Here is a 13,683-nt window from a genome sequence, read left to right as displayed (position 1 = left end):
TCACGCCTCCAGAAACGCGGTCATCTCCTTCAGGCTTTCGCTCATCTCTTCGATCAGCCAGCGTTCGAGCTGCGCGACATCGGCATGGGCGCGCAGATGCGGCGCGACCCACAGCACGAGCTCGCGCGGCCCCGGCGCGAAGCCGAACGGCGCGACGAGCTTGCCGGACACGAGATCGTTCATGACGAGCATCTGCGGCACGAGCGCGACGCCGAGCCCGCACACGGCCGCCTGGATCAGCAGATAGAAATGGTCGTAGACATCCGCGCTTGCGCCTGAGACGGGCGCGATATTCGTCGCGCGATACCAGTCTTCCCATGCCTCGGGACGCGTGCGCGTGGACAGCAGCTTCGCGCGCGCGAGACCGGCGGGCGCGGCGAGCCGGATCGACTGCGCATACTCGGGCGAGCAGACCGGCCCGATCCATTCGTCGATGAGCTTGCGCGTGATCGCGTCCTTCGGCGGCTCGATCGTGCTCGCGCGAATGGCGACGCTGATCTTGTCGCGCACGAAATCGATCTGGTCGTAGTTCATGTTGAACTTGAGCTCGGTCTGCGGATAGCACCGATGAAACCCCGCGATGCGCGGAATCAGCCAGTTCATCATGATGGTCGCGGAGCACGACAGCGTGAGCGGTTCGGGCTTCATTTGCTCGATGCTCGCATCGATGAGATTGAACGCGGTCGTGAGGCCTTCGGCGAGGCGCTTGCCTTCGGGCGTCGGATCGGACGACTGCGCCGAGCGCACGAGCAGCGTGAGGCCGAGCGTGTCTTCCAGCGCCTTCACCTGCCGGCTGATCGCGCCGTGCGTGACGCACAGCTCCTGCGCCGCGAGCGTCATGCTGCGCAGACGCGCCACGGCTTCGAACGCGCGCAGGGCGTTCAGCGACGGACGCGGGGTCTGCATGGGTCTCCTCCTTTGATCTTTCCGACGCCGGAGTTTATTGCGTAATTATTGCGCCGCGCGATACGGCGACGTCGATTGTAGACCGCGCCCGGCGTCGCCGAGGCGGTTTGTATCGCAATGTATCTGCGTCTATGGCGGACACACGTCGATTCATGATCGAAATAAGCCAGATACGTCCCGTGGTTCTAATACCTCCAAGCCCGAACGATCCGAAACACAAGGCGGACCGGCAAGCGGGCCTTCCATCACAAACTCTGGAGGTCAATCATGAAAGTCATTCAATCGCTGATCGTCGCTGTCGCTGTCGCGCTTCCGGCTTTCTCGTTCGCGCAGTCGAACCAGCCGATTACCCGTGCGGAAGTGCGCGCGCAGCTCGTCGAGCTGCAAAAGGCGGGCTACGACCCGGCGAGCGACCAGACGCAGTATCCGCAAAACATTCAGGCGGCGCAGGCGCGCATCGATGCAGCCAAAGGCCTGACGGCTTACGGCGCTTCGGTGAGCGGTGGCTATGCGTCCGGCTCGCGTTCGGCGGAATCGACCGTCATCGGCCTCGGCCCGGTTTTCGCGAAGCCGTAAGCGTGCGGCTTCGCCAGTCTTCGAGCCCGGACGGATCATCCGTCCGGGCTCGATGCGTTTCTTGAAATAACGCAGCGGTTCTCGAATTCATCGTGCGGGCGATAAACTCCCAACTGCGAAATACCCTGATTTGACGTCACATGACGCGCTGCCCGCTATGGAAGCGGCGAAAATCGGTATCATTCCTTTCCGCCCCGCGCGGGTTCCATCGAATGTAACAACGTATCGCAGTTCTATTGAGTGCGACGCCATTGATTCTCGAGGCGCTTATGTCCACAGACCTAGATAACATCACCGACGAGCAGATCGCATCGATCGCCGATCGCCTGTCCGAAGAAGGACGCAAGGTTTCCCCCGTGACCGTTTGGACGGAGGCGAAGAGCGGTTCGGTCGTCGCCATTGCTGCCGGCCTGCAGCGATGGCGTGACGCGCGTCAACCGGACATGCCGGCGCATCAGCCGCCGACCGGACTTCCCGACGACCTCGCCGAGACGCTCGTGAACGTCGCGCGCCGGCTCTGGACCGTTTCGCGCGACGAAACCGAACGGCTGTCCGGCCAACGCCTTTCCTCCGTGAGCCAGCGGCTTTCGATCGCGCTCGCCGAACGCGACGAGGCGCTCGCCGAATTCGAGAAGAGCGGCGACGAATCCGCGCGGAACCGTCAGCAAATGACGGAAATGCTGAGCGCGTTGCGTGCGTCGGAAGACTCGGTCGCGCGCTTGCGCGAAGAGGTCGCGGCGGTCACCGGACGCGCACAGACCGCCGAGGCGCGCGTCGAGGAAGCGGCGCAGCGTGCGTCGATGGAGCAATCGCAACTGGAAGCGCTGAAGGCGTCGCTCGACGAAGAGCGGCGTGCGAAGGAAGCGCTGAACGCGGCGCTCGCGGGCAAGGACGAAGAGATCGCGCGCATCGCCCAGGAACGCGATGCGGCGCGTCAGGCGCACGACGAGGTGTATGCGCAGGTGTCGGGCAAGGACGACGAGCTTGCGCGTATCGCCAGCGAGCGCGACGAGGCGCGGCAGCAGCACGATCAGTCGCGCGCGTCGCTCGCAGGCCGGGATGAAGAGATTGCGCGCATCGCCGCGGAGCGCGATCAGGCGTGGCAGCAGCACGAGCACGTCAAAACGTCGCTGGCGGGCCGGGATGAGGAGCTGGCGCGTATCGTCGCGGAACGCGATCAGGCGTTGCAGCAGCATGAGCACACGAAGACGTCGCTCGCGGGCCGGGATGAAGAGCTTGCGCGCATCGTCGAGGAGCGTGACCGCGCGCGTCAGGATCATGCGGAACTGCATGCGCTGATGTCGGACAAGGACGAAGCGCTCGCACGCATCACCGAGGAGCGTGACCGCGCGCGTCAGGAGCATGAGGCGCTGAGCGTGGCATCGCAGGAGAAATCGGCCGAAGCCGAACGCCTGTCGCAGGATGTGAGCGCGTCGCAGGCACGCGCACAAGCCATCGAGGCGCAGTTGAACGAGAGTCTCTCGCGTGCGGCGGCACTCGAAGCCGAGTTGAACGAGGCGCGCGGCGCGCTCGCCAGCGAGCGTGACAGCACGGCTGCGCGCAGCGCGGAACTCGCGGCGCAGCGCGATCACGTGAACCACGTGAGCAGCGAGCTGGACGACGCCCGCAAGCGCATCAGCATGTTGATGGAAGAAAAGGCCGAGCAGGGCGCCGAGCTCGCGCGCGTGTCGAACGATGTCAACGCATTGCGCGAACGCGCCGAATCGGCGGAGAAGAACGCGACCGATCTCGCGAAGCGCCTCGTCGAGAAAGAGCAGGGCGACGAGTCCGAGCTCGCTTCGTTGCAGCGTCAGATTTCGGCGCAGGCCAACGCGCATTCGAAGGCGTACGACGACCTTCGCACCAATGCCGAGCAATGGGTGACCTACGCGAAGGACTTGCGCCAGCGCCTCGACGTGGCCAACGAGAAGATCCTCTTCATCGATGCCCGCAGCACCGGCGAAGTCGCGCTGATGCGCAGGCTCGCGGTCGAACTGGAGCGTATGAAGCCGGATCACGAGCTCGTGCTCCGCGAGGCGCAGCAGAAGCTGATCGGCGACAAGATGGCGCAACAGCTCGCGCAAAAGGGCTATCGCTACGATCCGGCGACGGCGGTGATGTCGAAGATCGAATCGTGACGCTCATGTGACGATGGAAACGCAGACCCTCACCGTGACGGTCGATCGCGACTGGCGCGAGCTCTACGATGCCATCTGGCGTCCGGAAGTGTTCCCGACGTGGGCGTCGGGGCTCGCGCAATCGACGCTCGAAGACCGGGGCGATCACTGGCGCGCCCGCGGCCCCGCGGGCGACGTGATCATCCGCTTCACGGAGCACAACGCGTTCGGGATCATGGATCATCGCGTCAGTCTGCCGAACGGCGATGAAGTCTACGTTCCGTTGCGGGTCTATCAGAACGGCGCGGGCGCCGAGGTGGCGCTCACGCTGTTCCGTCAACCCGGCATGTCGGACGACACATTCGCCGCCGATGCCGACTGGGTCCGGCGCGACCTCGCCTCGCTCGCCGCGCGCTACGCGAAGGCCTGACTTCGCGGCTTGAAAGCGCGTCGCGGCGCGTCTAGGCTTTTCGAAGGTCCGCCACTTGCAAGCGGACCATTCCATCGCGCGAGGCCGACATGATCGCGAACGCTGCGCCATTCGATACCGAGCTGACCCGTGTGCTCGGTTGCCGCTATCCGATCCTCTCCGCGGGCATGGGCGGGCCCGCGCGTGCCGAACTCGCATCGGCGGTGTCGAATGCGGGCGGCTTCGGCCTGCTCGGCATGGTGCGTGAATCGCCGGAGACGATCGCGAGCGAAGTCGCCGCGGTGCGCGCTGCGACGGACCGGCCATTCGGCGTCAACCTGATTCCGGCGGGCACGAAGCCCGAACTGCTCGCCGCCGAACTCGACGTGTGCGTCGAACTGCGCGTGCCCGCGATGTGCTTCTTCTGGGACGTGGTCCCCGATATCGTCGCGCGCGTGAAAGACAGCGGCGCGCTCGTGCTGTATCAGGTCGGCTCGCTCGAGGATGCGCTGCGCGCGGAAAAAGCGGGCGCGGACGTGATCATCGCGCAGGGCGTCGAGGCAGGCGGCCACGTGCGCGGCTCGACCGGCATCATGACGCTGCTGCCCGAGATCGCCGCGCACTTGCGCGTGCCGATGGCGGCGTCCGGCGGCATCGCGACGGGCGCGGGCCTCGTCGCCGCGCTCGCGCTGGGTGCGAGCGGCATCCATTGCGGCACGGTCTTCCTGACGACGCACGAATCCTATGCGCACGACTATCACAAGCAACGCGTGATCGACGCGCGCGCGGGCGACACCGTCCACACCGATATCTACGCGATCAACTGGCCCGCCGGCTCGCCGGTGCGCGTGCTCGCGAACAGCGTGACGGATGCGGCGAGCGGACATCTGTTCGGCAACGATCCGTATGCGATGCCGCGCGAGGTCATCGCGCATGACGAGTGGGGACCGGTCGACAAGTACAGCACGATCTCTCCGCTGCGCTCGACGACCGGCGATCTGGAGAAGATGGCACTGTTCGCGGGGGAGTCGTCCGCGCTCGTGAACGAGCGGCTATCGGCGGGTGAAGTCGTCGAGCGTCTGATGCGCGAAGCGGACGAGACGCTCGATGCACTGCTGGCGCGGCGCGTGAAAAACGCGGACATCGGCGGCGGATCGTGATCCGCGCGTTCCCTTCCCCCAGCCGCCGACAAGCTATCATGTGCGCATTGCAAACATGCCACACGGGCGGGAGAACCATATGGCTGGACCTCAGGAAAGCGTCAGCATGGCGGTGTTCTGCGACTTCGAGAACGTCGCGCTCGGCGTTCGCGATGCGAAGTACGAGAAGTTCGATATCAAACCCGTGCTCGAACGCCTGCTGCTGAAAGGAAGCATCGTCGTCAAGAAAGCCTATTGCGACTGGGATCGCTACAAGGGCTTCAAGTCGGCGATGCACGAGGCCAGCTTCGAGATGATCGAGATTCCGCACGTGCGCCAGTCGGGCAAGAATTCGGCCGATATCCGCCTCGTCGTCGATGCACTCGATCTCTGCTACACGAAATCGCATGTCGATACCTTCGTCATCATCAGCGGCGACTCCGACTTCTCGCCGCTCGTATCGAAGCTGCGCGAAAACGCGAAGAAAGTGATCGGCGTGGGCGTGAAGCAGTCGACGTCCGATCTGCTCGTCGCGAACTGCGATGAATTCATCTTCTACGACGACCTCGTGCGCGAGCAGCAACGCGCGATGGCCAAGCGCGAGGCGCGCGAGACGAAGCGCGCGCCGGAAGAAGAGCGCCAGCCGAAGCAGGAAATGGAATCGCGCAAGTCGCAGGCCATCGCGATCACGGTCGAAACCTTCGAGGCGCTGGCATCGGAGCGCGGCGAAAGCGGGAAGATCTGGGCATCGGTGCTGAAGAGCGCGATCAAGCGGCGCAAGCCGGGCTTCAGCGAAACGCAATACGGTTTCCGGGCGTTCGGCAATCTGCTGGATGAAGCGCAGTCGCGTGGCTTGCTGGAAGTCGGCCGCGACGATAAATCCGGCGCGTTCGTGTTCCGCTCCACGCAGACGTCGACGGTCGATGTGAGGCCAGCCGAGGCGCCCGTCGTCGCAAGAGAAAAGGAAGCAGGCGGGAACGGCAAGCGCAGGGAGAAGCGAGGCAAACGAAAGCCTGCGCCGGAGCCTTTGACCGCCGTGCAGGAAGCACCGGAAGCGCGGGAAGTGCACGAAGCACCGGAACCGCAGGAAGCATGGGCGCCGATCGAGCCTGAGACGCACGAGCCGCACGAGCCGCAAGCGGCGCTCGCGCCGGAACCCGAGCCTGCATTCGTGCCCGCGCCGAAGAAAACCACCGCGCCACGTCGCGCGCGCAAGACCGCAGTAAAACGAACCACAGAGCCCGCGACGGAAGGCGTGTCTGAACCGGTTGCCGAAACCGAAGCGGTGAAGCCGCCGCGCAAGTCGTCGCGCGCGAGCCGTTCCCGCAAGGCTGTCGACAAGGCAGGCGAGCAGTAAGCCGGACGCGGCTCAACCCGTTCGCCGCTCCGCTGCCACCGATTCCTCTTCCCGCGCCTGCGCCGCCGCGTGCTCTTCGGCGCGCCAGCGCTGCCGCGATCGATACATCGTCGCTACGGCGAAGCGCGCCATCTTCACCCAGCCCGAGTGACGCGGGTCCGCGAGCATGCTGAGCGCACGCGCGTAATCGAGCGTGAGGCCGGGCGTCCAGGCCATCGTCGCGGCGCGTTTTCGCACTTGTGCCGCGACCCACAGCTCGGGCGTCGTCATGATGCGCACGAGCGGCTTCCACCCGCCGCCCTTGCCCCACGCGCGCGCGGATGCGCCCTCGATCGCCGCTTCCAGTGCGCGCGCCACGGAGCTCGAACAGTTGCGGTACGTGAGGTTGTACGTCGTATCGCGACGATAGTTCTCCCAGAAGCGCTGAAGCCGTGCGGGATCGTAGTTGCGGATGCGGACCTGTTGCGTCGACGGGCACCACGCCTGCGATTCCGTCGCGTAGTCGGGCTGGAAGAGGCCGGGCACGTCGTTGTCGCGTGTCGCGCGCAGCGTGCGGGCGAAGTCGTTCGGCGAACGGTCGATCTCGACCGCCGGATACAGGCTGATATACACGCCCTCGGGCGTTTCCAGCGCCGCGTGGCCGGTGGAAATGGTGCCGTTCCTGTCGACGGCGGCGATATAGCGATCGACGATCAACTGCCGCCTCGGCTGCGACTTCACCGTGCCGAGCGGCGTCCACACGTGCACGGTCAGCGCGGCTTCATCGGGCGCGGGCGGGCCGTCCCATATCGCGCCGGCGAATGGCGAGTCGGCGGGCTTCGGCTCTTCCTGTGCTGCCGCATTTGCCGCGCCCTCGACCGCCGGATTCGCGGCCATGCGCCGCACGCGCGCGGCGAGCAGGATCATATTCCAGCCGCCGAAGAAGAGCCCGAACGCGACGCAGTACGCGACGGTCCCCGCATAGTGATCCGGATAAGGCTGATAGAAGAAGATCGCGATGGCGATTTCGAGCACACCGCCCGCCGTCGCGAGCCGCCATCTGCGATAGCGGACCACGCGCGCCGCGACGATCTGCAATGCGCCATCGACCAGAAAAAGCGTGCCGAAGATGAGCGACAGCACGAAGTTGCCATGCTCGCCGCCGAACAGCACCAGCAGCGCCGACAGACAGAAGGTCGCGCCTTTCACATAGCGGAGCTTGCGCTGTCCGCCCATGCCGGTCCACGCGACGGTCAGTGTGGCGAGCCCTTCGAGCAGCATCATCAGCACGAAGGGAACGATGGGGAAATAGAGCGAGCCGTCGAGCGCGTCGGTGAAGATGACGGCGCCGAGCGCGATGCTGAGCAACCCGAGGATCATCACCGAGCGCCAGCGGGTGCGCAAATAGTCGACGCCCAGAAGAATCATCACGAGACGAACCATCGTTTCCTCCGTTTCATCGTTCGATGCCTTGTGCGGGACCAGGCGCAGTCACACACTATATAGGTCATTGAATGACGCAACGGCAACTACTAATACGGTTCGATCCGCGAATATTACGCAGATGAATGCGCGCGGCTGTCGAATGCATGACAGCCGCGCGTGGGCTACTTACTGCACCGCATGCTTTGCGGCATCTTCGATGACAGCCGCGACCTGCTTCGGCTTCGATTCGTACACGGAATGGCTCGCGCCCGGAATCACCGTCACGTGACTATGCGCACGCGCGTAGTACCAGCGTTCCAGATCCGGATTGATGACCTTGTCGCTGCCCGCAACGACGCCCCAGCTCGGCTTCGACGTCCACGCCGCAGCCGTCAACGGCGTCGTGAAGACTTGCGCCGCCGTCAGGATCTGCGAGTGTGATTCGAACTGCGCCTGTCTGAGCGGCAAGTCGGCTGCGAAGTCCTTCGGGAAGACCGCCGGGTTCAGGTACGTGTAGCCGTCCGCGGTCTTTTCCACCGCGTCCGTCTGCTTCGCGAGATAGCTGGGCGTTTTCTTGCCGAGCGCGCCTTCGTCCTCGCCGACGTTCGGCGCATGCGCCGCAACATAGACCAGCCCGGCGACGTTCGGATGCACTCCGGCTTCGGTGATGACGGAGCCGCCGTAACTGTGACCGACCAGAATTGTCGGGCCGCTTTGCAGATCGAGCACGCGTCTGGTCGCGTCGACATCGGCTTCCAGCGACGTCAGAGGCTCCTGCACCATCGTCACGTGATAGCCGTCTTTCGTGAGGATGTCGTAGACCGGCTTCCATCCCGAGCCATCGACCCACGCGCCGTGCACCAGCACGATGTTCCTGACCGGCGCGTGAGCATCGGCGGCGGGTGCGGCATCCTGAGCCATCGCGCCGTTCGATCCGAATACGCCGGCCGACAACGCCAGCACCGACGCTGCTTGCAAGATTCGCTTCATGAAGCGCTCCTCCGATCAGCTGCCGAAGTACGGCTGGCAGAAGTCGATCGGACCGACGCATGTGTTCTTCATCGCCGCATGCTTCGATACGCCCGCCCGACCCGATGCGCTCGTGCCCGCTTGCACGCCGCCATAGCCTTGTGCGGCGACCTTCGCTTCCGCTTTCTGAATGTCGGCGGGATAGTACGGATCGCTCGCGACCGCGGGGTTATAGCCCGCCTTTTCGACAGCGACGAGATCGGCGCGGACCTGTGCGCGCGTGACGGGACCATTCGATTGCGCGAAAGCGAGTGCGGGCGCAGCGAGCGTAGCGGCGACGAGGGTGAGGCTGACGAGATACTTTTTCATGATCGAACTCCTGGGTGGATGGTAATGGACGATTAATATGGTATCCGAACTAAACGACGTTATCCGGCTTCCCTTGTCAAGGCCGTTGGTCTTCGCTTGTGTTTCGACCTTGACGACACTTTATAAGCCGGGCAGCGCCGCGGCTACACCTACGAAAGAGCGTGCTTGCGCCCGTCATGGGTGTATCGGATAAACGTTCGCATGGCTTTGCGTCGAATGCCTGGCCGTGCGGCTGCATCGCATCCCACGCGCGGATGAGCCGGCTGATGCGCGCGGCCTATGCGCTCAGACGAAGGTGTTAACGAATCGCCGCGACTCATACCTTGATATAGGTTGACTCAACCATCAGGCGGTGTCGTCAACCGTATGTACGGCTAGGCGGGCGTTTTCCGTTTGATTAACGTGGAGTCGTCGCGATGCCGGTTTTCGATCGGCGCCACGCCGAAGCACTGACAGACCATCACGCTCGACACTTCATGAGCGGACCGATCCACGCAATTCATCGATAAGGAGCCGAAAGAACATGGCTGAAGCCGCAATCGCCCTCGATCCGTGGGCGCAAACCATCTTTCAATTGACGTCACTGAGTGGCGGCGTGAGTTTCGAAACGCCGTCGTTCCGGCGTCCGTTCGCGCAACCGGATGACAGCCGCGTCGCGGTGAAGCTGATCGAGCGTCCGTCGACGACCACGGTGACGATCGAATGGCGCGACTCGACGCGCTGTTGCTACGGCGATCAGGTGGGGCGTGCGATGCGCGCGCGCAACAAAGGCGTCTGCGCGATGAGTGGTGGCGCGATTTGTCCCGGCGATCATGTCTATGCGCCGAATCCGCGGCCCGTTCCGAGCAATGCGGGCGCGATGATCCTGGCCTCCGTGCTCGATCAGGCGACGCCGTTATGAACCGGATTCGCTGCAACGAAGCACACCGCCCGAGAGGCGGTGTTTTTTTGCGCGAAGACGCACGCGCGCAAAGCTAAAGTTTTGCCGTGGTTCGCCGATAGCGCATAAGTCGCAATACACAACGCACCGATACGGCATGGCCCGAGGCCAGATCGGAGCGCCAGAAAAGCAGTCGCAAAAGACTGATACGAAACGAGAGAGAGTGGGCCGATGACCGGTGTCTATAACCCGCTGCTGGTCTGTCTGTCGCTGGTGGTCGCGTTTCTCGCGTCCTACACGGCGATGGAGTTGTCCGGCGGCCTGAATGCGCTCGCGAGCGCGAAGCGCCGGCCGCTATGGCTTGCCGGCGGCGCCGTATCGATGGGCGTCGGCATCTGGTCGATGCACTTCATCGGCATGCTCGCGTTCTCGCTGCCGATCGCCATCGGCTACGATTTCACGACGACGGCTGCGTCGCTCGTGCTCGCGGTCGGCGTGTCGTTCATCGCGCTCGCCACTGCCAGCCGGGGCGCATTGTCCAGGCTGCGTCTCGTGATGGCGGGCACGATCATGGGCCTCGGCGTTGCCGCGATGCACTTCACCGGCATGCAGGCGATGCAGATGTCGCCGGGCATCGATTACACCGTCTGGAAGCTCGTGCTTTCGATAGCCGTCGCGATCGTTGCGTCGATGGCGGCGCTCTGGCTCGCGTTCACGCTGCGCGCGTCGGATGTAGAGAACCTCGTCATCAAACGGCTTGGCGCGGCGTCCATCATGGCGATCGCGATCACCGGCATGCACTATCTCGGCATGGACGCGGCCAACTTCGCTGCGGGCAGCCTGTGTCTTGCCGACGCAAAGCTCGATGCCAACTGGCTCGCGCTCGCCGTCACCGCGATGTCGTTCACGGTGCTGGTCGGCACGCTCGCGTTGCTCGGCTTTCATACGAGCAGCCTGTCCCTCTCGCTCAAGCGTGCAAACCGGCAACTGCATTATCTGGGCACGCACGATGCGCTGACGAATCTGCCGAACCGCCAGCAACTTTCGTTGCGCATCGCCGAGGCCGTCGCGGAGAGTACGCGCAAAGCGTCGACGTTCGCCTTGCTGTTCATCGATCTCGACGGTTTCAAATCGATCAACGATTCGCTCGGCCACGGCGTCGGCGATGACCTGCTGCAAGTGTGCGCGCAACGGCTGCGCGAGGATCTGCGTCACACGGACATGGTCGCGCGCCTCGGTGGCGACGAGTTCGTGATCGTGGTCGAGAATATGCTGGATGCGTCGTCGGCCGTGGCGGTCGCCAATGGCGTGTTGCGGCGTCTCTCTCAGGAGATCGTCGTCAATGGCTTGCCCTTGCGCGTGAGCGCGAGCATCGGCATTGCGTTTCATCCGCGCGATGGCGCCAATGCCGATGAGCTGCTTCACAGCGCCGATGCCGCGATGTACGCCGCGAAGCAAAGCGGGCGCAACACGTTCCGCGAGTTCGAACCACGGATGAACCATACCGCGCTTAAATCGCTGATCCTGCAGCGTGACCTGCATCGCGCATTGATCAACGATGAACTCAGTCTGTCGTTCCAGCCGAAGTTCAGCGTCGCGACGCAATCGGTGACGGGCGTCGAAGCGCTGATCCGCTGGCATCATCCGGAGCTGGGCGAGATCGCGCCGCTCGAGTTCATTCCGATCGCGGAACGCTCGGGGCTCATCGTCGAGATCGGCGATTGGGTGCTGCGCGAGGTTTGCCGCAACATCACGCTATGGGACATGCAAGGGTTGCCCGCGATATGCGTGTCGGTGAATCTGTCGCCGATCCAGTTCAATGTCCCGGATCTCGTTGCGCGTATCGATGCGCTGGTTGGCGCGGCTGATGTCGATCCGTCTCGCCTCATGTTCGAGATCACGGAAACCACGGCGATGCAGAACGTCGAGAAGACGAGCTGCACGATCGAGGCTTTGCAAGCGCGCGGTTATGCCGTGGCTGTCGACGATTTCGGCACCGGCTATTCGAGCCTGGGTTATCTGCAGCGTTTTCGTTTCGATCAGATCAAGATCGACGGCTCGTTCGTGCGCGATCTCGATTCCGCCGGGCAGCGTGGCAGCGCGTTACTGTCCGCGGTGGTGACGCTTGCCCGTGCGTTGCAGATCGAAGTCGTGGCGGAAGGCGTCGAGACGGAAGCGCAGTTTCGTACGCTCGGCGAGCTTGCTTGCGATCAGATGCAGGGGTTCTTGCTGAGCCGGCCGATGCCCGCGGCGGAGGTTGCGGGATTCTTGAGCGGGGCGGTGATGCGGGGTGTCGTGGTGGTCGAAAGCTTGAGACCGGCGCACGCGGGGTGAGGGTTGCCGGGCGCGATGGCGTACTCAACGACGCCCCTTAACGTGCGAGCCACCCACGCCGGATCGGCCACGATAGTGCTCTACGATATAGCTTGATGAGCCTGCGCATCAATGCGTCGCCTGCGCGCGCCCACAGCGGCGCGACGAGCGCATAGGCCACGCACGCGACGCACATGGCGCCCGCCATATCGAGCGGAAAATGCACGCCGATGGCCACTCGCGCCCATGCGACCGCTGCGCCTGCGAGCATGATCGCTAAGCCGCTGCGAACGAGCCCTGAAACGAGGAGCGTCAGCGCGACGCTCGCGAACACGGTTACGTGATCGCTAGGGAATGACGAGTCCGGCGCATGTTCGACGAACGTATGACCGAGGCCGATCATGAATGGCCGTGGATGCATCCACGCCAGACCGATCAGCTGATTCAGGCCGAGCGCGAGAAAGGTGACGCAACACGCGCGCACGGCTGCCGCGCGCTGACGGCGAATGCCGCAAAGCCACATGAGGCAGAGCGTTGCCGGTATCAGATAGATGAGGTCATCGGCGATGGCCAGTGTGACGTCGATCTGCCAACGCGGTGATACGCGGTTTGCGTTGATCATCAGGAACAACGCGCGGTTCAGCGTTTCGAGTTGGTTCATGCGGCGGGTTCCCGGGCCGGAAGTGTCGATGCGATTCTATCCGGCGAACCCTTATGAAACCCTTAGCGAGTCTGCGTTCCTTCGCGATGCGCGATGCCGACGAGCCGCGCATCGAGCCGCTTCGCCAGCGCTTCGCCGCCTTGCTGCATCACGTAATCGTGATTCCATTCGAAGAGCGGACGCGCGATGGGCGCAAGCAGGTTCATCCATCCGCGCCCGGTGCGCACGCGCCACTCATATCGCACGATGGTGACGTCACCGCTCGACGAAAACCGCCAGCACCCGAAGCCGTCGACATCGCCGCTCGCAACGCCTTCCAGCAACACGAGCGGCTCGACGCGTGTCACACGCATGTCGAAGCGTACGCGATACGGCAAGCGTCCCTTCCATGTATAGCGATGCAGCGCGCCGACGCCATCGTCCGCGCCGCTTTCAACTTCGATCACGCGCTCGACGCACGTCCACCATTGCGGCCACGCGGCCGGATCGTGGATCGCGTTCCAGACGTGTTCGAGTGACGCTTCGATCTTCCAGACGGTAACGAATCGATATTCGCTCGCGCGCACGATCGCCTCCCCGGCGC

The 13,683-nt window shown here is 64.0% G+C and carries 13 protein-coding genes; 7 read left to right on the top strand and 6 right to left on the bottom strand.

All coding sequences use genetic code 11. The features are described from left to right. Complete coding sequence (locus AWB74_RS06825; protein ID WP_061146024.1) at positions 1–906, bottom strand: LysR substrate-binding domain-containing protein; 906 nt, start codon at positions 904–906, stop codon at positions 1–3. Positions 907–1,173: 267 nt separating this feature from the next. On the opposite strand from AWB74_RS06825, the gene AWB74_RS06820 reads away from it, so the two are divergent. The 5 genes from AWB74_RS06820 (at position 1,174) to AWB74_RS06800 (ending at position 6,504) form a co-directional block, all read left to right on the top strand. Further along, entirely contained in the window at positions 1,174–1,482 is a 309-nt protein-coding gene (locus tag AWB74_RS06820; RefSeq protein WP_061146023.1) for a DUF4148 domain-containing protein, read from the top strand. Between the two features lie 269 nt (positions 1,483–1,751). After that, positions 1,752–3,620: a DNA-binding protein gene (locus AWB74_RS06815; protein WP_061146174.1), complete on the top strand. Its 1,869-nt coding sequence runs from the start codon at positions 1,752–1,754 to the stop codon at positions 3,618–3,620. A gap of 13 nt (positions 3,621–3,633) precedes the next feature. Beyond that, positions 3,634–4,029 (top strand): SRPBCC family protein, encoded by a 396-nt coding sequence (locus AWB74_RS06810; protein ID WP_061146022.1) that lies wholly within the window; start codon positions 3,634–3,636, stop codon positions 4,027–4,029. 89 nt (positions 4,030–4,118) lie between these two features. Next, complete coding sequence (locus tag AWB74_RS06805; RefSeq protein ID WP_061146021.1) at positions 4,119–5,168, top strand: NAD(P)H-dependent flavin oxidoreductase; 1,050 nt, start codon at positions 4,119–4,121, stop codon at positions 5,166–5,168. A gap of 79 nt (positions 5,169–5,247) precedes the next feature. After that, entirely contained in the window at positions 5,248–6,504 is a 1,257-nt protein-coding gene (locus tag AWB74_RS06800) for an NYN domain-containing protein (protein WP_087038871.1), read from the top strand. 12 nt (positions 6,505–6,516) lie between these two features. Here AWB74_RS06800 and AWB74_RS06795 read toward each other — a convergent pair whose 3' ends face one another. The 3 genes from AWB74_RS06795 to AWB74_RS06785 form a co-directional block, all read right to left on the bottom strand. Next, positions 6,517–7,926, bottom strand: coding sequence for an HdeD family acid-resistance protein (locus tag AWB74_RS06795; RefSeq protein WP_061146019.1), 1,410 nt, complete (start codon positions 7,924–7,926; stop codon positions 6,517–6,519). A 168-nt stretch (positions 7,927–8,094) separates the two neighbouring features. Then, a complete protein-coding gene (locus tag AWB74_RS06790; RefSeq protein WP_061146018.1) occupies positions 8,095–8,898 on the bottom strand; it encodes an alpha/beta hydrolase in 804 nt (267 codons plus the stop codon). A gap of 15 nt (positions 8,899–8,913) precedes the next feature. After that, a complete protein-coding gene (locus AWB74_RS06785) occupies positions 8,914–9,246 on the bottom strand; it encodes a DUF4148 domain-containing protein (RefSeq protein ID WP_061146017.1) in 333 nt (110 codons plus the stop codon). Between the two features lie 523 nt (positions 9,247–9,769). On the opposite strand from AWB74_RS06785, the gene AWB74_RS06780 reads away from it, so the two are divergent. Together AWB74_RS06780 and AWB74_RS06775 are read left to right on the top strand one after the other, a co-directional pair. Further along, positions 9,770–10,147: a DUF3331 domain-containing protein gene (locus AWB74_RS06780; protein WP_061146016.1), complete on the top strand. Its 378-nt coding sequence runs from the start codon at positions 9,770–9,772 to the stop codon at positions 10,145–10,147. A gap of 210 nt (positions 10,148–10,357) precedes the next feature. Further along, the gene (locus AWB74_RS06775; RefSeq protein ID WP_061146015.1) at positions 10,358–12,460 is read left to right on the top strand and encodes a putative bifunctional diguanylate cyclase/phosphodiesterase; all 2,103 of its coding nucleotides are present in this window, start codon (positions 10,358–10,360) and stop codon (positions 12,458–12,460) included. A gap of 37 nt (positions 12,461–12,497) precedes the next feature. Here AWB74_RS06775 and AWB74_RS06770 read toward each other — a convergent pair whose 3' ends face one another. Both AWB74_RS06770 and AWB74_RS06765 read right to left on the bottom strand, forming a co-directional pair. After that, positions 12,498–13,100 (bottom strand): phosphatase PAP2 family protein, encoded by a 603-nt coding sequence (locus tag AWB74_RS06770; protein WP_061146014.1) that lies wholly within the window; start codon positions 13,098–13,100, stop codon positions 12,498–12,500. 62 nt (positions 13,101–13,162) lie between these two features. After that, positions 13,163–13,666, bottom strand: coding sequence for an SRPBCC family protein (locus tag AWB74_RS06765; RefSeq protein WP_061146013.1), 504 nt, complete (start codon positions 13,664–13,666; stop codon positions 13,163–13,165). Between the last annotated feature and the right edge of the window lie 17 nt (positions 13,667–13,683).

The sequence above is a fragment of the Caballeronia arvi genome (genome assembly GCF_001544695.2).
GTDB lineage: Bacteria > Pseudomonadota > Gammaproteobacteria > Burkholderiales > Burkholderiaceae > Caballeronia > Caballeronia arvi.
The sequence above is the reverse complement of the archived record's forward strand: the minus strand, read 5'-3'. Positions and strand labels throughout refer to the sequence as shown.